The 21,567-nt window shown below is 72.3% G+C and carries 21 protein-coding genes and 2 pseudogenes; 11 read left to right on the top strand and 12 right to left on the bottom strand.

What is annotated here, in order from left to right; genetic code table 11:
- The first annotated feature begins 120 nt into the window (after window positions 1–120).
- The 7 genes and pseudogenes from ACZ7MF_RS28020 to ACZ7MF_RS27990 all read left to right on the top strand — a co-directional run bounded on the left by ACZ7MF_RS28020 (window position 121) and on the right by ACZ7MF_RS27990 (window position 6,109).
- A complete protein-coding gene (locus tag ACZ7MF_RS28020; RefSeq protein ID WP_471480752.1) occupies window positions 121–1,122 on the top strand; it encodes a COG1361 family protein in 1,002 nt (333 codons plus the stop codon).
- A 178-nt stretch (window positions 1,123–1,300) separates the two neighbouring features.
- Window positions 1,301–1,672 (top strand): annotated as a pseudogene (locus ACZ7MF_RS28015) (Uma2 family endonuclease); the annotation flags it as partial.
- 258 nt (window positions 1,673–1,930) lie between these two features.
- Window positions 1,931–2,578, top strand: a complete 648-nt coding sequence (locus tag ACZ7MF_RS28010) for a dihydrofolate reductase family protein (protein WP_471480751.1) — start codon at window positions 1,931–1,933, stop codon at window positions 2,576–2,578.
- A gap of 139 nt (window positions 2,579–2,717) precedes the next feature.
- A complete protein-coding gene (locus tag ACZ7MF_RS28005) occupies window positions 2,718–3,113 on the top strand; it encodes a TOBE domain-containing protein (protein WP_115742907.1) in 396 nt (131 codons plus the stop codon).
- A gap of 202 nt (window positions 3,114–3,315) precedes the next feature.
- The gene (gene modA, locus ACZ7MF_RS28000; protein WP_471480748.1) at window positions 3,316–4,149 is read left to right on the top strand and encodes a molybdate ABC transporter substrate-binding protein; all 834 of its coding nucleotides are present in this window, start codon (window positions 3,316–3,318) and stop codon (window positions 4,147–4,149) included.
- Entirely contained in the window at window positions 4,146–4,997 is an 852-nt protein-coding gene (locus tag ACZ7MF_RS27995) for an ABC transporter permease (RefSeq protein WP_471480747.1), read from the top strand. The genes modA and ACZ7MF_RS27995 overlap by 4 nt, the downstream gene beginning before the upstream one ends.
- The gene (locus tag ACZ7MF_RS27990; RefSeq protein WP_471480745.1) at window positions 4,994–6,109 is read left to right on the top strand and encodes an ABC transporter ATP-binding protein; all 1,116 of its coding nucleotides are present in this window, start codon (window positions 4,994–4,996) and stop codon (window positions 6,107–6,109) included. Before ACZ7MF_RS27995 ends, ACZ7MF_RS27990 begins: the two co-directional genes overlap by 4 nt.
- Before the next feature lie 21 nt (window positions 6,110–6,130).
- On the opposite strand, the gene ACZ7MF_RS27985 is transcribed toward ACZ7MF_RS27990, so the two are convergent.
- The 3 genes from ACZ7MF_RS27985 to ACZ7MF_RS27975 all read right to left on the bottom strand — a co-directional run bounded on the left by ACZ7MF_RS27985 (window position 6,131) and on the right by ACZ7MF_RS27975 (window position 8,012).
- Window positions 6,131–6,721, bottom strand: coding sequence for a hypothetical protein (locus tag ACZ7MF_RS27985; RefSeq protein ID WP_471480743.1), 591 nt, complete (start codon window positions 6,719–6,721; stop codon window positions 6,131–6,133).
- Between the two features lie 99 nt (window positions 6,722–6,820).
- Window positions 6,821–7,465, bottom strand: coding sequence for a hypothetical protein (locus tag ACZ7MF_RS27980; protein ID WP_471480741.1), 645 nt, complete (start codon window positions 7,463–7,465; stop codon window positions 6,821–6,823).
- Entirely contained in the window at window positions 7,458–8,012 is a 555-nt protein-coding gene (locus ACZ7MF_RS27975; protein WP_471480739.1) for a SigE family RNA polymerase sigma factor, read from the bottom strand. Before ACZ7MF_RS27975 ends, ACZ7MF_RS27980 begins: the two co-directional genes overlap by 8 nt.
- 168 nt (window positions 8,013–8,180) lie before the next feature.
- Between ACZ7MF_RS27975 and ACZ7MF_RS27970 the strand changes: the two genes are divergently transcribed.
- The 4 genes and pseudogenes from ACZ7MF_RS27970 (at window position 8,181) to ACZ7MF_RS27955 (ending at window position 11,698) form a co-directional block, all read left to right on the top strand.
- Entirely contained in the window at window positions 8,181–9,755 is a 1,575-nt protein-coding gene (locus ACZ7MF_RS27970) for a PH domain-containing protein (RefSeq protein WP_471480737.1), read from the top strand.
- Window positions 9,756–9,759: 4 nt separating this feature from the next.
- Window positions 9,760–10,269 (top strand): annotated as a pseudogene (locus tag ACZ7MF_RS27965) (helix-turn-helix domain-containing protein); the annotation flags it as partial.
- A 103-nt stretch (window positions 10,270–10,372) separates the two neighbouring features.
- Entirely contained in the window at window positions 10,373–10,768 is a 396-nt protein-coding gene (locus ACZ7MF_RS27960; protein ID WP_471480735.1) for a hypothetical protein, read from the top strand.
- 153 nt (window positions 10,769–10,921) lie between these two features.
- On the top strand, window positions 10,922–11,698 hold the full coding sequence (locus tag ACZ7MF_RS27955) for a polysaccharide deacetylase family protein (protein WP_471480733.1): 777 nt from the start codon (window positions 10,922–10,924) through the stop codon (window positions 11,696–11,698).
- Window positions 11,699–11,710: 12 nt separating this feature from the next.
- On the opposite strand, the gene ACZ7MF_RS27950 is transcribed toward ACZ7MF_RS27955, so the two are convergent.
- The 9 genes from ACZ7MF_RS27950 to ACZ7MF_RS27910 all read right to left on the bottom strand — a co-directional run bounded on the left by ACZ7MF_RS27950 (window position 11,711) and on the right by ACZ7MF_RS27910 (window position 21,547).
- Window positions 11,711–12,907, bottom strand: a complete 1,197-nt coding sequence (locus ACZ7MF_RS27950) for an NAD(P)/FAD-dependent oxidoreductase (RefSeq protein ID WP_471480731.1) — start codon at window positions 12,905–12,907, stop codon at window positions 11,711–11,713.
- Between the two features lie 167 nt (window positions 12,908–13,074).
- Window positions 13,075–14,016, bottom strand: coding sequence for an RNA polymerase sigma factor SigJ (gene sigJ, locus ACZ7MF_RS27945; RefSeq protein ID WP_471480729.1), 942 nt, complete (start codon window positions 14,014–14,016; stop codon window positions 13,075–13,077).
- Window positions 14,017–14,037: 21 nt separating this feature from the next.
- Window positions 14,038–14,715: a potassium-transporting ATPase subunit C gene (locus ACZ7MF_RS27940; protein ID WP_471480727.1), complete on the bottom strand. Its 678-nt coding sequence runs from the start codon at window positions 14,713–14,715 to the stop codon at window positions 14,038–14,040.
- A 5-nt stretch (window positions 14,716–14,720) separates the two neighbouring features.
- Window positions 14,721–16,859 (bottom strand): potassium-transporting ATPase subunit KdpB, encoded by a 2,139-nt coding sequence (kdpB, locus tag ACZ7MF_RS27935; RefSeq protein ID WP_471480725.1) that lies wholly within the window; start codon window positions 16,857–16,859, stop codon window positions 14,721–14,723.
- Window positions 16,856–18,517 (bottom strand): potassium-transporting ATPase subunit KdpA, encoded by a 1,662-nt coding sequence (gene kdpA, locus ACZ7MF_RS27930; protein WP_471480723.1) that lies wholly within the window; start codon window positions 18,515–18,517, stop codon window positions 16,856–16,858. The genes kdpB and kdpA overlap by 4 nt, the downstream gene beginning before the upstream one ends.
- Window positions 18,518–18,524: 7 nt before the next feature.
- Entirely contained in the window at window positions 18,525–18,614 is a 90-nt protein-coding gene (gene kdpF, locus ACZ7MF_RS27925; RefSeq protein WP_037922167.1) for a K(+)-transporting ATPase subunit F, read from the bottom strand.
- A 207-nt stretch (window positions 18,615–18,821) separates the two neighbouring features.
- Window positions 18,822–19,610 carry an ABC transporter permease gene (locus tag ACZ7MF_RS27920; RefSeq protein WP_471480721.1) on the bottom strand — a complete coding sequence of 263 codons (789 nt, stop codon included), beginning with the start codon at window positions 19,608–19,610 and terminating at the stop codon, window positions 18,822–18,824.
- A complete protein-coding gene (locus ACZ7MF_RS27915; RefSeq protein ID WP_471480719.1) occupies window positions 19,607–20,596 on the bottom strand; it encodes an ATP-binding cassette domain-containing protein in 990 nt (329 codons plus the stop codon). The genes ACZ7MF_RS27920 and ACZ7MF_RS27915 overlap by 4 nt, the downstream gene beginning before the upstream one ends.
- Before the next feature lie 108 nt (window positions 20,597–20,704).
- Window positions 20,705–21,547: a DUF4097 family beta strand repeat-containing protein gene (locus ACZ7MF_RS27910; protein WP_471480717.1), complete on the bottom strand. Its 843-nt coding sequence runs from the start codon at window positions 21,545–21,547 to the stop codon at window positions 20,705–20,707.
- Between the last annotated feature and the right edge of the window lie 20 nt (window positions 21,548–21,567).

Genomic DNA, 21,567 nt, shown 5'->3' with positions numbered 1-21,567 from the left:
CTCCGGGCGTCTTCCTCGTGAACGCTGATCACCGCAGCAGTGCGAGGAGGCAGCACGATGGGCCGGAGACGGGGACTCATTCGGACAGTCGCGGTGGTTGGTGGCCTTGCCGGGGCTCTGATGGCGCTCGGGCCGGTGGCGGCGCGGGCCGACACGGGCCCGGTGGACGCCGCCGTGGCGCTGCAGTCCCACCACCCGCAGGTGGCGCCCGGCAACACCGTCGACATCGTCGCGCGCGTGAGGATGAAGACGGGCTCGGTCAAACCCCTCTATTTCCTGGTGCACCTGCCCGAGGGCTTGACGTTCGTGCCTCAGAGCCCGGAGACGACCGGCGGTGGCCCGCCACTCTGCACGGCGACGTCCGCCGACTCGCGTGAGGTCAGATGCCATACCGCCCAGCCCGACTACGAGTTCGGGGAGGCGAAGGTGCGGGTCAGGGCCGCGGCCGGGGTGCCTGAGGGGACCCGTCTGACGATCACGGAGACCGCCGACATCGGTGACGCGGTGGACGTACACCCGCAGGACAACACCGCCGGCCTGACCGTACTCGTGAAACCGGGCGCCGACTGGACCGCGCAGTGGTCCGAGTCCCGCACATCCGCCCAGCCCGGAGGGCAGGTCACCGCGCGGCTCTTGGTGACCAATCACGGCCGGGTCCCCGACACGATGAGCGTCTTCCTCACCAGCACACCTGGCCGTGACCTGTGGCTACGGCACGACGAAGGCACCGTCCACGCCAGCTGCCTGCCAGGGGACGACGTAGGCGAGTGGTGCAACGTCGAGGAGACCGTGGCCCCGGGCGGCACGTTCACCCTGACGCTCCGCTACACGGTCGTTCCCGAGGCGCGCGGCCACACCCTGCGTCTTTCCGCCCGAGTGTGGTCCGAGTATCCGGGGACGGAAGCGAACCTGGACGACAATACGGCCACGCTCACCCTCCAGGTCGGGGACAAGGCGGAACCCAGTGGCACGCCTACGGCAGGCCCGACCCCTGCCCCCTCCAGGCCGGGGGTCGCCGCGACGGGCACGGCCGGCACCCGGCCGCTCCTCCTCGCCGCCGCAGGGGCCGCCGCGGTGGGAGGCGCGACACTCTTCCTCGCCAACAGGCGCCGCAGGAACTAGCCGGGCACTGGCGCAGCCACGGCGGGGCTGCTGCGGCCATAGGGGCCCGAGCACGCGATCCCGCCGCCGCGCCCCCTGATCAACTCCTACACCCTGCGCACCGCCGACCTGGTCGCGGGCCGGCTGGCCGCCCACGCCCGACCCAGCCGTGGGGCCTGCCCGTCGGAGTCACCGGCGGGCAGGCCCCACGGCGTTCGTCAGGTCGGTCCCGTCGCCGCCGGCGGACTCGCAACGGCCGAAGCCGGTGGAAAGTGTCGGCCGGGCGGACACGATCGACATCACGCCCACTCGGCCCGAGCACGTACTGCTCGTGGCCGAGGTGGTGTCGCCGGGTTCGGAGACCACCGACCGGATCGTGAAGGTGGACCAGTACGCCAAGGCCGGGATCGGCTTCTACTGGCGCATCGAGCAGGCCGCGACGGGCCTGCCTTTGGTCTACACGTACCTCCTCGCCCCCGCGACGAAGGCCTACCGGGAGGGGGACGTGTTCACCGGTGTCCTCAAAGCCACCGCCCCCTTCACGGCGGAGATCGACCTCAGTCGCATCTGAACCGGTCACCCCGGGCTCAACAGCGCGGACGGCGGTCCTGATCATCGTGCGCGATTCGGGCATGACCAGGACCGGTTGTTCCAGCCAGTCGCAGGAGGACCAGCCAGACCGTGTCTTCCGTACCGTTGGCGCGGCCGGTTGGCGCAAGGCGTGCCTTTCGGAAGAACTCGCGCGCCGCTGTCGATTCCGTCGGGTCCCGTTCGACATCTTGATGCAGGACGCATCGCCCGGAAGCAACAGGACCTGATGAGGGAACGCATGGATCAGCTGCTGCGCGTACAGAATTTCACCGTCTCCCGCGACGGTGTCGCCGCCGGCGAGGACCAGAGCCTGGAGCGGCCCTTCGGCCACGCCGTCGATCCGGGGCAGCTCTTCGCCTGGGCCGGCGCCACGGCGAGCTGGCCCAACCGCACCGAGCCCGGGGGGAGCCGGGGTCTGGACGACTACTTCACCCGGGACTTCAGCCACAACATCGGCTCCGAGATCATGGGCCGCAACAAGTTCGGGCCCCAGCGCGGCCCGTGGCAGGACCACGAGTGGCAGGGCTGGTGGGGCGACGAGCCGCCGTTCCACACGCCGGTGTTCGTCCTGACCCACCACGCGCGTCCCTCGTTCACGCTCTCCGACACCACGTTCCACTTCGTGGACGGCGAACCCGCCACCGTGCTCGCGCAGGCGCGGGAGGCCGCGCAGGGCAAGGACGTCCGGCTCGGTGGCGGTGTGAGCACCGTCCGGGAGTTCCTCGAAGCCGGTCTCGTCGACACCCTGCACGTGGCCGTCGCGCCGGTGACGCTCGGGTCCGGGCTGCGCCTCTGGGACTCGCCCGAGCAGCTGCTGGACCGGTACCACATGGAGGTCGTGCCCAGCCCGAGCGGCATGACGCACCACCTCTTCTGGCGTCGATGACAGGGGCCGGGAGCGCCCGGTCCGCACCGGAGTCGACGCGGCGCGCCGGGTCACCGGGCAGGTCATCGACGCAAGCGGTGGCCCGTTTCCCGGACCGCGCGTTCCTCAGGCGGCCCGCCGCTGATCTATCTTGGCGGCCATGCAGTCCTACACGATCGGCCAGGCGGCGCGGCTCCTCGGCGTGAGCCCGGACACCGCCCGGCGGTGGGCGGACGCGGGCCGGGTGGCGACCCATCGCGACGAGGCCGGGAAGCGGCTCATCGACGGGAAGGACCTGGCCGCCTTCTCCGTGGAGCTCGCGCAGAGCGGGAGCGGTGAGGAGGACACCTCCTACACCTCGGTGCGCAACGCCTTTCCCGGCATCGTCACCGCGATCAAGCTCGGCGACGTGGCGGCCCAGGTGGAGATCCAGGCCGGTCCGCACCGGCTGGTTTCGCTGCTCACACGGGAGGCCGTGGAGGAGCTGGGGCTGGAGGTCGGGGTGGAGGCCACCGCCCGGGTGAAGTCGACGAACGTGCACGTCGACCGGGTCTGACCCGGTCGGCCCGTTGGTCGGGGGCGCACCGGGCAAGCCCGGCCGCACATACGCGCCGTATGAACGCACATGCAAGGTGACGGGATCAATGACCCCGCTCATGCGAAGCGCCAGGAGACTTTCGACTTGCATCTGCGGCAGTATGCTCGGCGTATGTTCCGTCCCTGACCTGCCTGCCCTGACCCTCGGGAGTGGACTCGTGATGACCCGTTCCGCGCGCCGGATTCGCCGGATGCTTCAGGTGACCGGCGCAGGTGCCGCCGCGCTGGTGGCCCTGAGCGCCTGCTCGTCCTCCGACTCCGGCTCCGACTCCGGCTCCGGCTCCGGTGCCTCCTCGGCGGGCGGCGGTTCGGACGGGCTGTCCGGGACCGTGAACGTCTTCGCCGCGGCCTCGCTGACGGAGAGCTTCACCGAGTTGGGCGAGGAGTTCGAGAAGCAGCACCCCGGCACCGAGGTCGTCTTCAACTTCGGCGGCAGCGACTCGCTCGCCGCGGGCATCACCAGCGGGGCACCGGCCGACGTGTTCGCCTCCGCCAGCCCCAGGACGATGAAGGTCGTCACGGACGCGGATGCCGCCGCCGGGACCCCGGCCACCTTCGTCCGCAACCGGCTGGAGATCGCCACCCTGCCCGGCAACCCGGACCAGGTCACCTCCCTGAAGGACCTCACCGGGGACGGTCTGAAGGTCGTGCTGTGCGACAAGGCGGTGCCGTGCGGCGCGGCCGCCCAGAAGGCGCTGACCGCCGCCGGTCTCGAACTCACCCCGGTCTCCTACGAGGAGGACGTGAAGTCGGCGCTCAACAAGGTGGTCCTCAAGGAGGCCGACGCCGCGGTCGTCTACCGGACGGATGTGAAGGCGGCCGGTGACAAGGTGGCGGGCGTGGAGTTCCCCGAGTCGGCGAAGGCCGTCAACGACTACCCGATCGCCCTGCTCAAGGACGCCCCCAACGCGGACGTCGGCCAGGCGTTCATCGAGCTGGTGCGGTCCGCCGCAGGGCAGAAGGTCCTGACCGGGGCCGGGTTCACGGCGCCGTGACCACCCCGCGCAAGACCGGTGCCCCGGCCGGCCCCCGCACGGGCGGGCCGCGGCGGCGTCGCCAGGTCCGGGGCGGTGCGCCCCTGCCGCTGCTCGTGCCCGCGCTGATCGGCCTGGCGTTCCTGGTGCTCCCCCTCGTCGCCCTGCTGATCCGGGCGCCCTGGGCGAGCATGCCCGAGCTGCTGACCAGTACCGAGGTGTGGCAGGCGCTGCGCCTGTCGCTGATCTGCGCCACGGCGGCGACCCTGGTGAGCATGGTGATCGGCGTGCCGCTGGCCTGGCTGCTGGCCCGGGTGGAGTTTCCGGGGCGTGGCCTGGTCCGGGCCCTGGTGACGTTGCCGCTGGTGCTGCCGCCGGTGGTGGGCGGTGTCGCCCTGCTCATGGCGCTGGGCCGCAACGGCGTCGTCGGGCAGTGGCTGGACTCCTGGTTCGGGATCACGCTGCCGTTCACCACCACCGGTGTGATCCTCGCGGAGGCGTTCGTGGCGATGCCGTTCCTCGTCATCAGCGTCGAGGGCACCCTGCGCGCCGCCGATCCCCGCTACGAGGAGGCGGCCACCACCCTCGGTGCCTCCCGCTTCACCGCGTTCCGGCGGGTCACGCTGCCGCTGATCGCGCCCGGGATCGCCGCCGGTGCCGTGCTGGCCTGGGCGCGGGCGCTCGGCGAGTTCGGGGCGACGATCACCTTCGCCGGGAACTTCCCCGGCCGCACCCAGACCATGCCGCTGGCGGTCTACCTCGCGCTGCAGAGCGACCCGGAGGCGGCCGTCGCCCTCAGCCTGGTCCTGCTGGCCGTGTCCATCGCCGTACTCGCCGGACTGCGCGACCGCTGGATGACCGCCTCATGACCGACACCGGGAAGAACGACACCGGGAAGAACACCGCACGGACGAGCACGGCCGCCGGGGACCAGGGAATCGACGGGGGGCTCGACGCGCGGCTCGTCGTCGAGCGGGGCGGCTTCCGCCTCGACGTGGCCCTGACCGCGGCCCCCGGCGACGTCGTCGCGCTGCTGGGCCCGAACGGCGCCGGAAAGACCACCGCCCTGCGTGCCCTCGCCGGTCTCGTCCCGCTCTCGGAGGGCCATCTGCGGCTCGACGGCGCGGAGTTGGACCGTACGCCGCCGGAGTCCCGGCCGGTCGGGGTCGTCTTCCAGGACTACCTGCTCTTCCCGCACCTGACCGCGCTCGACAACGTGGCCTTCGGGCCGCGCTGCCGGGGCGCGACCAGGGCGCAGGCCCGGACGCAGGCCGCCGCCTGGCTGGAGCGCCTGGGTCTCGCCGGGCACGCCGCCGCCAAACCGCGCCGGCTCTCCGGCGGCCAGGCCCAGCGCGTCGCCCTCGCCCGCGCCCTGGCCACCCACCCCCGGCTGCTGCTGCTCGACGAACCGCTCGCGGCCCTCGACGCCCGCACCCGCCTCGACGTCCGCGCCCAACTCCGCCGCCATCTGGCCGACTTCGAGGCCGTCGCCGTACTGGTCACGCACGACCCGCTGGACGCCATGGTCCTCGCCGACCGCCTCGTCGTCGTCGAGGACGGCCACGTCGTCCAGGAGGGCACCCCCTCCCACATCGCCCGCCGTCCGCGCACGGACTACATCGCCCACCTGGTCGGTCTCAACCTCTACCGGGGCCGGGCCGAGGGCCACACGGTACGGCTCGACGACGGGCCCGCGATCACGACCACCGAGGAGCTGACCGGGCCGGTCTTCGTCGCCTTCCCGCCCAGCGCCGTCACCCTGCACCGGGACCGTCCCACCGGCTCCAGCGCCCGCAACGTCTGGCGCTGCGAAGTGGCCGGTCTGGAGACCCACGGCGACCAGATCCGCGCCGACCTCACCGGCGAACTCCCCCTCGCCGCCGACCTGACCACGCTCGCCGCCGCCGACCTGGACCTGCACCCCGGCGCCACCGTCTGGGCCACGGTGAAGGCCACCCAGACACACGCCTACCGCGACTGACGCGTGGGCGGCGCCCGGCCGTCAGGGGGTGTACAGCGACTGCACCCTGGTGACTCGGCCCTGGCCGTCGAAGCTCAGGTCGTAGCCGAGGAGCGCACGGTCCGAGGAGGGCCGGGCCGTCAGGCGGCTGACGAACTCGTCCTGGGCGTACGCGGCGGGGTGCTTCGCGTCGCCGAGCGGGACCGACAGGAGCACCTGGGCGTCCTCGGTCATGCTCACCTCGGTGTAGGGCCCCTCGCCCGGGACGATCACCCATGCCTCGAACTGGGGGTGGGGCTTCTTCTCGGCGGGACGCACCGACAGGTAGGTCCGTCCGTCGCCGGTCCGGGCGTCGTCGATCTGCACGAACTGCTTGGTGCCCGCCCAGCGGGCCGCGGTGGCGCTCGCCGCGGTGGCGCTCGGCGAGGTGGCGCTCGGCGAGGTGCTCGGGGCGGTCCCGTCCGGCGACGGGGCAGGCGCCTCCGAGGTCACGGACGCGGTGGCGGTGGCGGCGGGGGCCTGTCCGTCGTCCGGTCCGTCGTCCGGTCCGCCGCAGCCGGTCAGGGCCAGCAGGCCGACGGTGAGGGCGGTGAGGCATCGGACGGTGGTGGTCCGGCGGTGTGCGACGCGCATGATGAAGTCCCCCCAAGGACGTGGTGCGTTCTGGATACGCACTCTCTACGCGCCGGCCCACCCGTCGGGTTGCATCCTGATGCGGGTTTTCCCGCGGGATCAGTCGCCGAGCCAGTACGCCTCCCGCAGCGAGTGCACGCGGCCCTCGCCGTCGTAGTCGATCGCGAAGGCCCACTCCCGCCCGGCTGCCAGCCGGTCGAGCAGCTCGTCCAGTCGCATGTCCGCCGGGTTCCCGCCGGACAGCCGCCGTGCTTCGACCGGCGTCCCCCGCGGCAGGGTCAGCGTGTGCACCTCGCCCGTGGGCGTCGCCCCGCCCGGCCCGGTACGCAGCGGTTCGACGGTGACCCGCACCGTGTCGCCCCGGGCCACCGCGTCGTACACGTAGGCGAGCTCCTCGGCGTACTCCGCTCCCGGAGCGGGCGTCGGCGGCACGAAGGGCGAAGCGGTCGCCGTCGGGAGGACGGCGGGCGGCTCGGGGTCCCGGGCGGCCCGGACCAGCGACAGGCCGCCCAGGGCCACCGCCGCGGCCAGCAGCGCGCCGCCGGACGCCAGTGCGGCCCGTCTGCGGCGCAGGCGCTGTTCGCCGCGCGCCCGGATCCGCTCCGGGGCCGGCGGTACCGCGTGCCGGCGGCCGGTCTCGGCGAGGTCCGCCAGGGACTCCTCCAGCCCGCGCAGCGGTCCTGGCCCCGGTCCTGGCCCCAGTTCCGGCTCCAGTTCGGGCTCCGATCCCGGCCTGTCAGCCATGGCGCACCTCCGGCAGGCGACTCGTCCGCGGATCCAGCTCGGTGTCGGACAGCAGCCGGGCCAGCGCCGCCCGGCCCCGGCTCAGCTGCGCCTTGACCGTACCGACCGGGCTGCCGACCTCGGCGGCCACCTGCTCGACCGTCAGGTCGCACAGGTGGTGGAGGACCACGGCCCGTCGTTGCGCCTCGGGTATCCGCCGCAGCGCCTGGACCAGCAGCACGTGGTGCGGTTCCGGGGGCGGAACGACGGCCGGCGGGCCCTGGCGCCGGGCGAAGGCGAGCGCGGTGCGCACCTTCCGCCACCGACTGACCGCCAGCCGCCAGGCCACCGTGCGCACCCACGCCTCGGGGGCGCCGTTCAGATCCAGCTCGGTCCGCCGTTCCCAGGCCCGGGCGAAGGCCTCCTGGACCACGTCCTGCGCCTCGGCGAGGTCGCCCGTCATCGCGTACAGGTGACCGATGAGCCGGCCGACGCTCTCGGCGTAGAAGGCGTCGAACTCGTGCGTGTCCGCACCCCGGCCGGTGCTCGGTTCGTCTGGTGGTCGCATGTCTCCCCCGTCAGGCTGCACGGTGCCATCCGACCGCCTCCCGGTACAAGGAGCCCGCGTCGTCGGCGCCGGTTCCGCCCTCGCACCGGTCCCCGGCAGCCTGACGGGCCGGAACACTGCCGGATGCCGTACAGGCGGGCGCGTCGCGGCCGGTGGCATCATGCGCGCATGACCGTCGGCCAGGAAGTGAGCGTCCGGCCCCTGCGCAGGCGGCCCCTGTGGGTGTGCGTCGGGGTGGGCGCGGCCGGGGCCGTCCTGGCCGCGGGGCGCCTGGTGTACTCGGGTGTCCTCGTGGACTGGTGGGTGGGCGGCGGGCTGCTGGCCGCCCTGGTGGGCGTCGCCTTCCTCCACGGAGTCACCCTCGAGGTGGGCGCCGACGCGTACGGCGTGCGGTACGGCTCGCTGCTGCGCCGTCGCCGGAGCATGCCGTGGGACGACATCGCCGACCTGCGCGTCCACATCCAGTACGGGCGGCACGGGGAGGAGTACTTCCGGGTCGGTGTACTGCTGCGCGACGGGCGGACGCGGCGGCTGCCCCTGCCGGTGTCCGGGTCCCGGGACGACCGGCCGGACTTCGACGCGACGCTGGACGCGCTGCGGGCCCTGCACCGTCGGCACGGGAGCCCCGAGTCGGACCATCTCGCCGTCATCTCCAGGCGCACCGCCGGGCGGGGCGCCGCCGTACCGCTGGTCCTGTGCCTGCTGCTGCTCGCGGGGGCGGCGTCGGCCGCGTGGTTCGTGCCGGTCACGGGGGCGACGAAGGAGGCGTGGGACTCGGCCGTCCCGTGCGCCGCCGGGACGCCGTCCGCGGAGCGCGGCGCGTGCCTCACCACCCGGCCGGCCGTGATCGCGCGGACCGAGGTGGGCAAGGCGAAGCAGCCCAGCCGGCTGTACTTCGCCGACGGCCGGCCGGTGGACCGGGTCACGGTCTCGCGCGAGGGCGCCCGGGGCTTCCGGTCCGGTGACCGCGTCGAACTCACCCTGTGGCGCGGGCAGGTGAGGGTGGTGGCGACGGAACACCACGTGTGGCGGGAGCACTTCACCAGCGCCGGTTCGGTGGCCGTGCTCGCCGCCGCGCTCGCCCTCGCGGCCGGATACCCGGGCGCCCGGGTGCTGACGCACCGGCGCGGGCGCCGGCTTCCCGACGACGAGGTGCTGCCGTCGGCGCTGCCGTTCGCGGGTGTGCTGGTCGTCACCGCGCTGTGGCTGCTGCCGTTCTGCTACGTCCATCCCCTGGGCCCGCCGGCTTCTCCCGGGCCTCTCGCCTGGGCGACCGCCGGGTCCCTGGTCACGCTGGGCCTCCTCGTCCTGGCGTGGCGCGCGACCCGGATCCGCACGCCGCAGGTCGCCGCGACGGCCGCGACGGCGACCGGGTCGGTGCCCCGGGAGGCCGCCGGAGAGGACGTGTTCCTCGCCGCCCGCTTCCTGGAGAGCACCGACTACAACCCGAACCACTTCGGCACCCACGTCGTGCTCGGCGACGGCCCGCCCGCCGTCGTCCCCCACCCCGGACCGGGGCGGTTCGCGGCGAAGCCCGTTCCCGCGCACCGGCTCACCGTCCAGGGCGTACGGCGTCCGCGCGGCGGCGACGGCGACGGCGTGCCCCGCGGCTGGCACGTCGCCGAGCTCGACGACGCGGGCGAGCCGGTCCGCCTCGCGGCGGCACCGGCCGACCTGGCCCGCATCCTGCACGCCCTGGGCGCGGCGGGGGCCGCCACGGACGCCGCGCCGGCCCGGGCCTGACGGGACGCCGCCCGGCCCGGCCGCGGCGATGGACCTGTGCCTGCACCTGGTCCGGCTCGACCACGGCTCGGCCGTCGCCAACGCCGTCGCCCGCCGCCTGGTCGTGCCGCCGCACCGGGCGGGCGGCCAGGCCCAGTTCGTCGCCGCGCCGGTGCCCGTGCGGGACGAGCACTCGCTCGCCGCGCTGTTCCCCTGGGTGCTCGAGCGCCTCGACCGCCCGCTCGGCGTGCCGGACCTGGCGCGTCGGGCGGGGATGAGTCCGCGCAACCTGGGCCGCCACTTCAGGACGGTGACCGGCACCACCCCGCTGCGCTGGCTGCTGACCCAACGGATCCGCCGTGCCCAGGAGTTGCTGGAGAACTCCGACGACTCCGTCGACGCCATCGCGACGGCCACCGGCATGGGCACCGCCACGACCCTGCGCCGGCACTTCAACCGCACGGTCGGCGTGCCGCCCGACACCTACCGCCGCACGTTCCGCTCCCGGCCCCGCACCGGCCCGGACGACGCCTGAAGTTGCCGGAACACGGCAGACTTCGGCCATCCTCCAGTGCCGGAAGGCCCGCTCACGCCGGGCGGCCGGGTTGCCTAGGCTTCCGTCCGGAAGGGGGGCCGGGATGATGTCCGTTCGACTGAGCACGGAAGTCTGGTGGCTCATTGCCTTCGGCGCCACCGTCGTCTACGCGGCCGCGATGTACTGGTGCATGCCGACGCCCAAGGCCCGGCTGCGCATGTTCGCCGCCCCGCTGGCCGGCTGGCTGTTCCTGCTGCCCAACGCCACGGTGAAGGGCTACTCCGTCCCGCACACCCTCTACATCTACAGCGGTGTCCTGCTCACGTTCGTCGTCATGCTGGCGCCGATCGCCAAGAAGGTCGCGGCCGACATCCGGGAACAGGAGGAGAAGCCCTGGGACAAGGTCCCCCTCAACACCTTCTCCCTGTACTGGATCGCCGGGTCGGGCACGGCTTGCACTGGCGCCGGGGCCTACCTCTGGCAGTACGCCCTCGGGTGAGCCGTAGGCCGTCGAGTTGTCCGTGTACTCCCCCGGGATTGTCCGTGATCGGTAACGGAGGGATCCCGGGGCGGGTTTCTTCCGTCCTGTCATGTGGTTCCCGACGTGATCGGGACCGGCGGCGAGTGACTACGCGAAGGCGGGGCGGCGGACATGGCGCGGCACGGTGGTGGACGGGGCTGGTACGGCAAGGTGGTCGGGGCGGCGCTCGGTGTGACGGTGCTCGCCGTCGGCGCCTCGGTGTGGACCGCGCAGGCCGACTCCGTCGGCGACGGCGCGACGCCGCGGGCGTCCGCGTCGGCCACGCCGGGCGGCGAAGCCAAGCCCGTCGACATCAGCATCGCGCACGCCTCGGACGCGGGGCCGCGCGGCGTGAACATCACCATCGACGACGGCCCCGACCCGGCGTGGACGCCTCAAGTGCTCGACCTGCTGAAGGAGTACGGCGTGAAGGCCACCTTCTGCATGACGGGCCTTCAGGCCGAGGCCCACCCGGATCTCGTGAAGGACGTCGTCGCGGCCGGGCACCGGCTGTGCGACCACACGGTGTCGCACGACACCACCATGGACAAGAAGTCCGAGGCCTACCAGTCCAAGGAGATCCTCGACGCCGAGCGCATGATCATCAAGGCGTCCGGGGGCGTGCGGCCGGTGTACTACCGGGCCCCCGGCGGGGCGTTCACCCCCTACAGCCGCAAGCTCGCCGCCTCCCACGGCATGCGCCCGCTGGGCTGGAACGTGGACACCAAGGACTTCGAGCGGCCGGGCGCGGACGCCATCGTCGCCACCGTCAAGCGGGAGCTGCCCAACGGGCCGACCATCCTCTTCCACGACGCCGGGGGCGACCGCACCCAGACCGTCGAAGCCCTGCGGCAGGTCCTGCCCTGGCTGAAGGAGCAGGGCCACACCTTCGGCTTCCCGGTGCGGTAGCGCGTCCCTCGTTCAGGTCGTCGGGACCGGCTCCGGGGTGCGGGACGCCACCGGGCGGCGACGGGTCGGGACGCCGAGGGTCGGGTTGGCGACGCCCCAGGCCGCGGACTTGCAGACGAGTTCCTTGTAGAGGGCGGCGAGCCGTCCGGTCAGCGCCGCGCGCACGGCGCGGTCGTCGGCGGTGACGTACTGGATCAGGCCCTGGCCCCGGCCGAGCGAGATGCACTGGTTGAAGTAGCGCGGCGTCACGTTCGGCAGCTTCCCGCCGGTCAGCCGGGCCGCGATGGCGTCGGCGGCCTGCCAGGCGGTGGGGACGCCCGAGGCGCACGACATCCGCAGCGGCCGGTCGCCGGGTCCCGCCGCCAGCGCCGCGTCGCCGACCGCGTACACGTCCGGGTGGGACACCGAGCGCATGGTCCCGTCGACGACGATCCGGCCGGTGTCGGTGACGTTCAGCGTGGTGGCACTCGCCAGGGGGTGGACGGCGAATCCGGTGGTCCACACCGTGACATCGGCCGGGACGGCGGTGCCGTCGGCGGTGACGACGTGGTCCGCGGCCACGGCCGTGACGGCGGCGTTCTCGTGTGCCGTGATGCCCAGGGCGGCGAAGACCTTCCGCAGGTGGCGGCGGCCCTTGGGGGAGAGCCAGTCGCCGAGTTCGCCGCGGGCCGTGAGCGACACGTCGAGGTCCGGGCGGGCCTCGGCGATCTCGGACGCGGCCTCCAGGCCGGTGAGTCCGCCGCCGACGACGACCACGCTCCGGCCGGCCTCCAGCCCCGCCAGGCGTTCGCGCAGCCGGAGCGCTCCCGGGCGGCCGGCGATCTCGTGGGCGTGCTCCGCGGCACCGGGGACGTCCTGCGGGTTCCAGGCGCTGCCGAGGGCGTAGACGAGGGTGTCGTAGGCCAGTTCACCGGCGCCGTCCTCGTCGGTGACGGCGACGGTCCTGCGGTCGGCGTCCACGCCGGTGACCTTCGCGATCCGCACCTCGACCCCGGTGCCCGCGAACATCTCGTCCAGCGGCCGGGCCCTGAGGTCCTGGCCGACGGCGAGCTGGTGCATCCTGACCCGTTCGACGAAGTGGGGCTCGGCGTTGACGAGGGTGATGGCCGCGTCCTCGCTCCGCAGTCGCCTGGCAAGACGACCGGCGGCGACGGCTCCGGCGTATCCGGCGCCCAGGACGACGATGCGGTGCCGCGGGGTGTGCTGCATGACGTGCTCCCTTGTCTCCGGCCGCTGGGGCTCTCTCCAGCGGGACTCGCCCCTTGAACCGGGCAGCCCGCCGATTCCTGACAGGGTCGGGAGTGACGCGCACCACATTCCGGCCGGGGCCCGGGAGGGGTGGGAGCGGCGGCGAGGTCCGGGAGGCCGGGCCCGGGTCAGATCCGGAACAGGGGTTCCCCGTGCTCGTCGGCCTCCCACCGGCGGCCGGCCCGTTCGAGCTTGTCGGGGTTGACCTGGTTGCGGAAGCCCGCGAGCCCCTCGGGGGTGACCTCCAGGCACATGATCCCGATGACCCGGCCGTGCACGACGGCCACCAGGGCGGGGTCGCCGTTGGCGGTGGCGGCGTAGATCTCGGCGGGACCGCCGGTCAGCTCGCGCTTGGCCCTGCCGGGCTTGAACAGGCCCCGCAGGAACGTCGCCACGGCCTGGGCGCCCTCGAACGCCTTGGCGCGGGCCGGCACCTTCCCGCCGCCGTCGCCGATCGACACGGCGTCCCGGGTGAGCAGCTCGACCAGCGGTTCGGTCCGGCCGCTGGTGGCCGCCGCGAGGAACTCGTCGACGATCCGCCGGGCCGCGGCCTCGTCGACCTCGGTGCGGGCCCTGCCCTGCGCGACGTGCTTCCTGGCCCGGTGCAGGGTCTGCTGGCTGGCGTCCTCCGTGATGTCGAGGATCGCGGCGATCTCCCGGTGCGGGTAGCCGAAGGCCTCACGCAGGACGTACACCGCCCGCTCGCCCGGGGAGAGCCGCTCCAGCAGGGCGAGGACCGCCAGGGAGACCGACTCGCGCTGCTCGGCCGTCTCCGCCGGGCCGAGCATCGGGTCCCCGGCGAGCAGCGGCTCGGGCAGCCACTGGCCCACGTAGGTCTCCCGGCGGGCGCGGGCCGAGGTGAGCTGGTTGAGGCACAGGTTGGTGAGGACCTTCGTCAGCCAGGCCTCGGGAACCTCGACGCGTGCGACGTCGGCCGCCTGCCAGCGCAGGAACGTCTCCTGCACGGCGTCCTCCGCCTCGCTCGCCGAGCCGAGCAGGCGGTAGGCGATGGCCTCCAGACGGCGCCTGGAGGCCTCGAACCGTTCCACGTCGCTCACGGTCAGGGCCATGGCCCGGATTGTAACCGCGGCTCAGTGCCCGGCCCCCGGTGCCACCAGTTCCCCGAGCGCGATGTTGAGTTCGAGGACGTTCACCCGCGGTTCGCCGATGAAGCCGAGGGTGCGGGGGGTGGTGTGCTCGTCGACGAGCTTCTGGACGCGCTCGGCGGGCAGGCCGTTCTTCTCGGCGACCCGGTGCACCTGGAGGTCGGCGTACCGCGGGGAGATGTCCGGGTCCAGGCCGGAGCCGGAGGAGGTGACGGCGTCCGCGGGCACGTCCTCGGGCCGCACGGGGTGGCCGGGCACGGAGTTGTCCTCGACTACGGCGGCCTTGGCCTCCTTCACCCACTGGACGAGCTCCGGGTTGTCGGCGGAGCGGTTGGTGGCCCCGGACAGGATCAGCTCGTACTGGGTGTTCACGGTGTTGGTGCCGAGGCCGTTGGCCGGGCGGCCCTGGAACCATTTCAGGTCCGGTTCCGGGGTCTCCTGGCCCTCCTTCAGCGGCAGGTTGTAGGACTGGCCGATGAGGGAGGAGCCGACGACCTTCCCGTCCGCCTTGATCTCGGAGCCGTTCGCCTTCCCGGGGAACAGCCCCTGGGCGACGCCGGTGACGACGAGCGGGTAGACGATGCCGGTGACCACGGTCAGGACGAGCAGGGCGCGCAGGCCCGCGGTGAACAGCCGGGCGGCGTTGGTCAGGGAAGTGTTCATGTCGGTCAGCCGATTCCGGGAATGAGCGAGACGATCAGGTCGATGAGCTTGATGCCGATGAACGGGGCGATCAGCCCGCCCAGTCCGTAGACGGCGAGGTTGCGGCGCAGCATCCGGTCGGCGCTCATGGGCCGGTAGCGCACGCCCTTCAGCGAGAGCGGCACCAGCACGACGATGATCAGCGCGTTGAAGATCACCGCGGACAGGATCGCGGAGTCCGGGGAGGACAGCCCCATGACGTTGAGCTTGTCCAGGCCCGGGTAGACGGCCGCGAAGAGCGCCGGGATGATCGCGAAGTACTTGGCGACGTCGTTGGCGATCGAGAACGTCGTGAGCGCCCCGCGCGTGATCAGCAACTGCTTGCCGATCTCGACGATCTCGATCAGCTTGGTGGGGTTGGAGTCGAGGTCGACCATGTTGCCGGCCTCCTTGGCGGCCGACGTGCCGGTGTTCATCGCCACACCGACGTCCGCCTGGGCCAGCGCGGGGGCGTCGTTGGTGCCGTCGCCGGTCATCGCGACCAGTTTGCCGCCGGCCTGCTCGCGCTTGATGAGGGCCATCTTGTCCTCGGGCGTGGCCTCGGCGAGGAAGTCGTCGACGCCCGCCTCGTCGGCGATCGCCCTGGCCGTCAGCGGGTTGTCACCCGTGATCATGACGGTCTTGATGCCCATGCGGCGCAGCTCGTCGAACCGCTCGCGCATGCCCTGCTTGACGACGTCCTTGAGGTGGACGACACCGAGGACGCGGGCGCCGCGCTCGTCCTCGACGGCGACGAGCAGTGGCGTGCCGCCCGCCGCGGAGATGTCCTCGACTGCCGTGTCCGCGTCCTCGGCGACCGTGCCGCCGCGCTCCCCGACCCAGGCGACGACCGAGCCTGCCGCGCCCTTGCGGACCTTGCGGCCGTCGGCGTCCACGCCGGACATGCGGGTCTGGGCGGTGAACTCGATCCACTCGGCACCGGCCAGCTCGCCCTGCTGCCTCTCGCGCAGGCCGTACTTCTCCTTGGCGAGGACGACGATCGAGCGGCCCTCGGGTGTCTCGTCGGCGAGCGAGGAGAGCTGGGCGGCGTCGGCGAGTTCGGCCTCCGTCACACCGCGGACCGGCACGAACTCGGCCGCCTGCCGGTTGCCCAGCGTGATGGTGCCGGTCTTGTCGAGGAGCAGCGTGGAGACGTCACCGGCGGCCTCGACCGCGCGGCCCGACATCGCCAGCACGTTGCGCTGCACCAGGCGGTCCATGCCCGCGATGCCGATCGCGGAGAGCAGGGCGCCGATCGTGGTCGGGATGAGGCAGACCAGCAGGGCCACCAGCACGATCATGTCCAGGTGGGTGCCCGCGTAGTCGGCGAACGGCGGCAGGGTGGCGCAGGCCAGCAGGAAGACGACGGTCAGCGAGGCCAGCAGGATGTTCAGCGCGACCTCGTTCGGCGTCTTCTGCCGGGCCGCTCCCTCGACCAGGTTGATCATCCGGTCGATGAAGGTCTCGCCCGGCTTCGTGGTGATCCTCACGACGATGCGGTCGGAGAGCACCTTGGTCCCGCCGGTGACCGCGGACCGGTCGCCGCCGGACTCGCGGATGACGGGCGCCGACTCGCCGGTGATCGCCGACTCGTCGACCGAGGCGACGCCCTCGACGACGTCGCCGTCGCCGGGGATGACGTCCCCGGCCTCGCAGACGACCAGGTCGCCGACCGTGAGCCCGGTGCCGGGGACCGTGGTGCCGTCTACCCGGCGGGCGACGGTGTCGGTCTTGGCCTTGCGCAGGGTGTCGGCCTGGGCCTTGCCGCGGCCCTCGGCGACCGCCTCCGCCAGGTTGGCGAAGAGCACGGTCAGCCAGAGCCAGGCGCTGATCGTCCAGCCGAACCAGTCGCCGGGGTCCGTGAAGGAGAAGGCCGTGGTCAGCACGGAGCCGACGAGGACGACGAACATGACGGGCGACTTCACCATCACCCGCGGGTCGAGTTTGCGGAAGGCGTCGGGCAGCGACTTGACCAGCTGCTTCGGGTCGAAGAGGCCCGCACCGACGCGGCCCTGACCGGGCTGGTGCCCGGAGGGCGCGTCGTCGTGCGGCGCCCGGGTCTCAGTGGCTGTGGACATGGAGTCCCCTTGGTTCCGTGCGTCGGTCTGCTGCGTGTCGGTGTTCATGCCGCCAGCCCTTCGGCGAGCGGGCCCAGGGCGAGGGCCGGGAAGTAGGTCAGACCGGTGATGATCAGGACGGCTCCGACCAGCAGGCCGGCGAAGAGCGGCTTCTCGGTGCGCAGCGTTCCCGTGGTGGCCGGTACCGGCTGCTGCCGGGCCAGCGAGCCCGCGAGGGCCAGGACGAACACCATCGGCACGAACCGGCCCAGCAGCATGGCGAGGCCGAGGGTGCTGTTGAACCACTGGGTGTCGGCGTTCAGGCCCGCGAAGGCCGAGCCGTTGTTGTTCGAGGCGGAGGTGTAGGCGTACAGGATCTCGGAGAAGCCGTGCGCCCCGCTGTTGGTCATCGAGTCGCCCGGGGTGGGCAGGGCCATCGCCGCGGCCGTGAACACCAGGACCAGGGCCGGGGTGATCAGGATGTAGCAGGCGGCGAACTTGATCTCGCGGGTGCCGATCTTCTTGCCCAGGTACTCGGGCGTACGCCCGACCATGAGCCCCGCGACGAACACCGCGATGACCGCCATGACCAGCATGCCGTAGAGCCCGGACCCGACCCCGCCGGGCGCGATCTCGCCCAGCATCATGCCGAGCATGGTGATGCCGCCGCCGAGTCCGGTGTAGGAGGAGTGGAAGGAGTCCACCGCGCCGGTCGAGGTCAGGGTGGTGGTCACCGCGAAGAGCGAGGAGCCGCCGATCCCGAAACGCAGCTCCTTGCCCTCCATCGCCCCGCCGGCCGCCTGCAACGCGGGGCCGTGGTGGGCGAACTCGGTCCACATCATCAGGGCGACGAAGCCGACCCAGATGGTGGCCATCGTGCCGAGGATCGCGTAGCCCTGGCGCACCGAGCCGGTCATGACGCCGAAGGTCCGGGTCAGCGCGACCGGGATCAGCAGGATCAGGAAGATCTCGAACAGGTTGGTGAACGGCGTCGGGTTCTCGAAGGGGTGGGCGGAGTTGGCGTTGAAGTAGCCGCCGCCGTTGGTGCCCAGCTCCTTGATCACCTCCTGCGAGGCGACCGCGCCCCCGTTCCACTCCTGGGTGCCCATGAACTGACCGACCTCGTGGATGCCGGAGAAGTTCTGGATGACCCCGCAGGCCACCAGGATCACCGCGCCGACCACGGCGATCGGCACCAGGACGCGGACGACCCCGCGGACCAGGTCGGCCCAGAAGTTGCCCAGTTCACCGGTGCGGGACCGCGCGAAGCCGCGTACGAGAGCGACGGCGACGGCGATGCCGACGGCCGCCGAGACGAAGTTCTGCACGGCCAGACCGGCGGTCTGCACGACGTGGCCCATGGCCTGCTCGCCGTAGTACGACTGCCAGTTGGTGTTGGCGACGAACGACGCGGCGGTGTTGAACGCCTGGTCCGGGTCGATGGAGGCGAAGCCGAGCGAGCCGGGCAGCACGCCCTGCAACCGCTGGAGCAGGTAGAGGAAGAGGACCCCGGCGAGGGAGAAGGCGAGCACGCCGCGCAGGTAGGCGGGCCAGCGCATCTCCGTGTCCGGGTCCGCACCGATGCCCTTGTAGATCCACTTCTCGACCCGCAGGTGCTTGGGCGAGGAGTAGACGCGGGCCAGGTAGTTGCCGAGGGGGACGTAGGCGAGCGCCAGCGCGGCCATGAGCGCGAGCAGCTGGAGCACGCCGGCGAGGACGGGGCTCATGCGGTGCTCAGAACCTCTCCGGGTGGATCAGGGCGAGGACGAGGTAACCGAGCAGGGCGACGGCCACGATCAGGCCGACGATGTTCTCCGCGGTCACAGCTTCGTCACCCCCTTGGCGACAAGGGCCACGAACGCGAACACCGCGATCATGGTGACGACGAAGGCCACGTCGGCCATCGCTGGCTCCTAGTGAGGTTCGGAAAAGAAGCTGACAACGAGATGAGAGCCCCCTTCCGACCGTTTTCGGCCGCCGTTGATGGCTTCCATACGGCGGCGCGAACGCCTTTGACACCTCTCTGACGCCCTACTTCGCGTCGCGGTGGAAGACCGACTTCGACCAGATGTAGCCGAGCGCGGTGAGGGCGAGGCACCAGACGAGGGCGAGCCATCCGTTGTGCCCGATCTCGGTACCGAGGAGGAGTCCGCGCAGGGTCTCGATGGCGGGCGTGAAGGGCTGGTACTCGGCGATCGGCTGGAACCAGCCCGGCATCGAGTCGATGGGGACGAAGGTGCTGGAGATCAGCGGGAGGAAGATCAGCGGCAGCGCGTTGTTGCTGGCGGCCTCGGCGTTCGGGCTGATCAGGCCCATCCCGACGGCGATCCAGGTCAGCGCGGTGGCGAACAGGGCGACCAGCGCGAAGGCCGCGAGCCATTCCAGGGCGGTGGCGTCGGTGGAGCGGAAGCCGATGGCCGCGGCGACGGCGCCGACGAGGACCACACTGATCACCGACTGCAGCACGCTGCCGATGACGTGCCCGGTGATCACCGAGCCGCGGTGGATGGGCATGGTCCGGAAGCGGGCGACGATGCCCTCGGTCATGTCGTTGGAGACGGAGACCGCGGTGCCGACCGTGGTGGACCCGATGGTCATCAGCACCAGGCCGGGTACGAGGTAGGCGATGTACGCGGACCGGTCGGCGCCGCCGCCGATGCCGGCGCTCATCGCGTCCCCGAAGATGTAGACGAACAGGAGCAGCAGCATGATCGGCGTGAGTAGGAGATTGAGGGTGAGGGAGGGGTAGCGGCGGGCGTGCAGGAGGTTGCGGCGCAGCATGGTGGAGGAGTTGCGCGCGGCGAGGCCGAGGGTGCTCATCGGACCGTCTCCTTGGTCGTGTCGGTCTGGGCGGGAACGGTGGTGGTGAGGGCGAAGAAGACGTCGTCGAGGTCGGGGGTGTGGACGGTGAGTTCGTCGGCGTCGATGCCGGCGTCGTCGAGGCGGTCGAGGATGGTGCGCAGGTCGCGTTGGCTTCCGTTGCTGGGGATCTGGAGGGTGAGGGAGTCGTCGTCGGGGGTGCTGTCGGGCAGGGCGGTGGTGGCGTCGCGGTAGGTGGTGGGGTCGGTGAAGCGGAGTCGGACGTGGCCGCCGGGGACGATGCGTTTGAGTTGTTCGGCGGTGCCTTCGGCGGCGATCTTTCCGTCGTGGAGTACGGCGATGCGGTCGGCGAGTTCGTCGGCCTCGTCCAGGTACTGGGTGGTGAGGAAGACGGTGACGCCGCCGGTGACGAGTTCGCGGATGATCTGCCACATGGTGTGGCGGGAGCGGGGGTCGAGGCCGGTGGTGGGTTCGTCGAGGAAGATGATGCGGGGGTCGCCGACCAGGGTCATGGCGATGTCCAGGCGGCGTTTCATGCCGCCGGAGTAGGTGGAGGCGGGCTGGTGGGCGGCCTCGGTGAGGTCGAAGCGCTCCAGCAGTTCGGCGGCGACCCGCCGGCCCTCGCGCCGGGGGAGCAGGTGCAGGTCCGCCATGAGGAGCATGTTCTCCTCGCCGGTGATCAGACCGTCCACGGCGGAGAACTGACCGGTGACCCCGATCGCGCCGCGCACGGCCTGCGGGTCGGCGGCGAGGTCGTGGCCCGCCACCTGGGCCTGCCCGCCGTCGGCCGAGACGAGGGTGGAGAGGATCTTGACGGCGGTGGTCTTGCCCGCGCCGTTCGGGCCGAGCAGCGCGAACACGGAACCGGCCGGGATGCGCAGGTCGATGCCGTCGAGGACGGTCTTGTCGCCGTAGGACTTGCGCAGCCCCACGGCGGAGACGGCGGCGGGTGCCTGCGGACCGGCCCCCGAAGTGGTCGTGGGCATGACAGATGAAGGCATGGAGCCCTCCCGTTCGAGGGGATGACAGGGATGACAGGGGATGGCAGGGATGACAAGGGGTGGGTGGGTGAGCGCAGGGGGCGGGCGCGGCGCTCAGGCCTTGGCGCGGCGGACGTCGATGTTGCCGTACCGGGTGCGGGCGTGGACCTTGACGGTCTCCTCGGTCTCGGCGGGGCTGTCGGACGCGGTGAGGGTGTTGCGCACCTGCCCCCCGCTCGAACGGACGTCGAGCCAGGCGGCCGTGCCCTCGCGGACGCCGACCTCGATGGCGCCGTAGGAGGTCTCCAGCCGGATCTCGCCGCGGACCACCTCGTCGATCCGCAGGGTGCCGTGGGCGGTGGTCGCGGTGAGCGAGGCCTCGGCGTGGGCGACGTTGATGTCACCGTTGGCGTTCTTCACCCGCAGGTCGCCGAGTGCGGCGCCCACGGTCGTGGAGCCGTGCGAGTTCTTCAGTACGGCCGGGCCGTCGATGACGCCGACGCGGACGCTGCCGGAGCTGGTGGTGATCTCGGCCGAACCCTCGACCCGGTCGACGGTGACCGAGCCGTGGGAGGCGGTGAGCTGGAGCGGCCCCGTCGTGTCCAGGCGGACGTCGCCGCCCGGGGTCTTCACCCGGACCTCGCCGAGCCGGCCCTCGCCGAGGACCTGGGTCCAGGAGCCCTCCATGTCGACGCGTGAGCCCGTGGGCAGCTCCACCGTCACGTCGACGCCGCCGGAGGGCCCGATGAAGCGGCGTTCCTTCGTGCTGATCGTCAGGACGCCGCTCGCGTACGAGACCTCGGTCTGCTCGGCGGCCCGTACGTCCTTGTCCCGCTTCGGGTCGCCGGGCCGCACCTCGACGACCGTGTCGGGCCGGTCGCCCGCGGTGAACCGGATGGAACCGGCGCCCACGTGGGCGGACACCGCGATCGGTCGGGGAGTGTCGAAAGAAGGCATGGCTGTACCGTCCTCGTGAG

Source organism: Streptomyces sp. NPDC111628 (genome assembly GCF_055635195.1).
The sequence above is the reverse complement of the archived record's forward strand: the minus strand, read 5'-3'. Positions and strand labels throughout refer to the sequence as shown.

Coding starts and splice junctions, on each gene's coding strand:
- ACZ7MF_RS27970 (WP_471480737.1), top strand. CDS start 8,181: ATGACCGTCGGCCAGGAAGTGAGCGTCCGGCCCCTGCGCAGGCGGCCC.
- kdpB (WP_471480725.1), bottom strand. CDS start 16,859: ATGAACACCGACACGCAGCAGACCGACGCACGGAACCAAGGGGACTCC.
- ACZ7MF_RS27985 (WP_471480743.1), bottom strand. CDS start 6,721: ATGCGCGTCGCACACCGCCGGACCACCACCGTCCGATGCCTCACCGCC.
- ACZ7MF_RS27950 (WP_471480731.1), bottom strand. CDS start 12,907: ATGCAGCACACCCCGCGGCACCGCATCGTCGTCCTGGGCGCCGGATAC.
- ACZ7MF_RS27990 (WP_471480745.1), top strand. CDS start 4,994: ATGACCGACACCGGGAAGAACGACACCGGGAAGAACACCGCACGGACG.
- ACZ7MF_RS28020 (WP_471480752.1), top strand. CDS start 121: ATGGCGCTCGGGCCGGTGGCGGCGCGGGCCGACACGGGCCCGGTGGAC.
- ACZ7MF_RS27940 (WP_471480727.1), bottom strand. CDS start 14,715: ATGAACACTTCCCTGACCAACGCCGCCCGGCTGTTCACCGCGGGCCTG.
- kdpA (WP_471480723.1), bottom strand. CDS start 18,517: ATGAGCCCCGTCCTCGCCGGCGTGCTCCAGCTGCTCGCGCTCATGGCC.
- ACZ7MF_RS28005 (WP_115742907.1), top strand. CDS start 2,718: ATGCAGTCCTACACGATCGGCCAGGCGGCGCGGCTCCTCGGCGTGAGC.
- modA (WP_471480748.1), top strand. CDS start 3,316: ATGACCCGTTCCGCGCGCCGGATTCGCCGGATGCTTCAGGTGACCGGC.
- sigJ (WP_471480729.1), bottom strand. CDS start 14,016: ATGGCCCTGACCGTGAGCGACGTGGAACGGTTCGAGGCCTCCAGGCGC.
- ACZ7MF_RS28010 (WP_471480751.1), top strand. CDS start 1,931: ATGGATCAGCTGCTGCGCGTACAGAATTTCACCGTCTCCCGCGACGGT.
- ACZ7MF_RS27955 (WP_471480733.1), top strand. CDS start 10,922: ATGGCGCGGCACGGTGGTGGACGGGGCTGGTACGGCAAGGTGGTCGGG.
- ACZ7MF_RS27920 (WP_471480721.1), bottom strand. CDS start 19,610: ATGAGCACCCTCGGCCTCGCCGCGCGCAACTCCTCCACCATGCTGCGC.
- ACZ7MF_RS27960 (WP_471480735.1), top strand. CDS start 10,373: ATGATGTCCGTTCGACTGAGCACGGAAGTCTGGTGGCTCATTGCCTTC.
- ACZ7MF_RS27975 (WP_471480739.1), bottom strand. CDS start 8,012: ATGCGACCACCAGACGAACCGAGCACCGGCCGGGGTGCGGACACGCAC.
- ACZ7MF_RS27980 (WP_471480741.1), bottom strand. CDS start 7,465: ATGGCTGACAGGCCGGGATCGGAGCCCGAACTGGAGCCGGAACTGGGG.
- ACZ7MF_RS27910 (WP_471480717.1), bottom strand. CDS start 21,547: ATGCCTTCTTTCGACACTCCCCGACCGATCGCGGTGTCCGCCCACGTG.
- ACZ7MF_RS27915 (WP_471480719.1), bottom strand. CDS start 20,596: ATGCCCACGACCACTTCGGGGGCCGGTCCGCAGGCACCCGCCGCCGTC.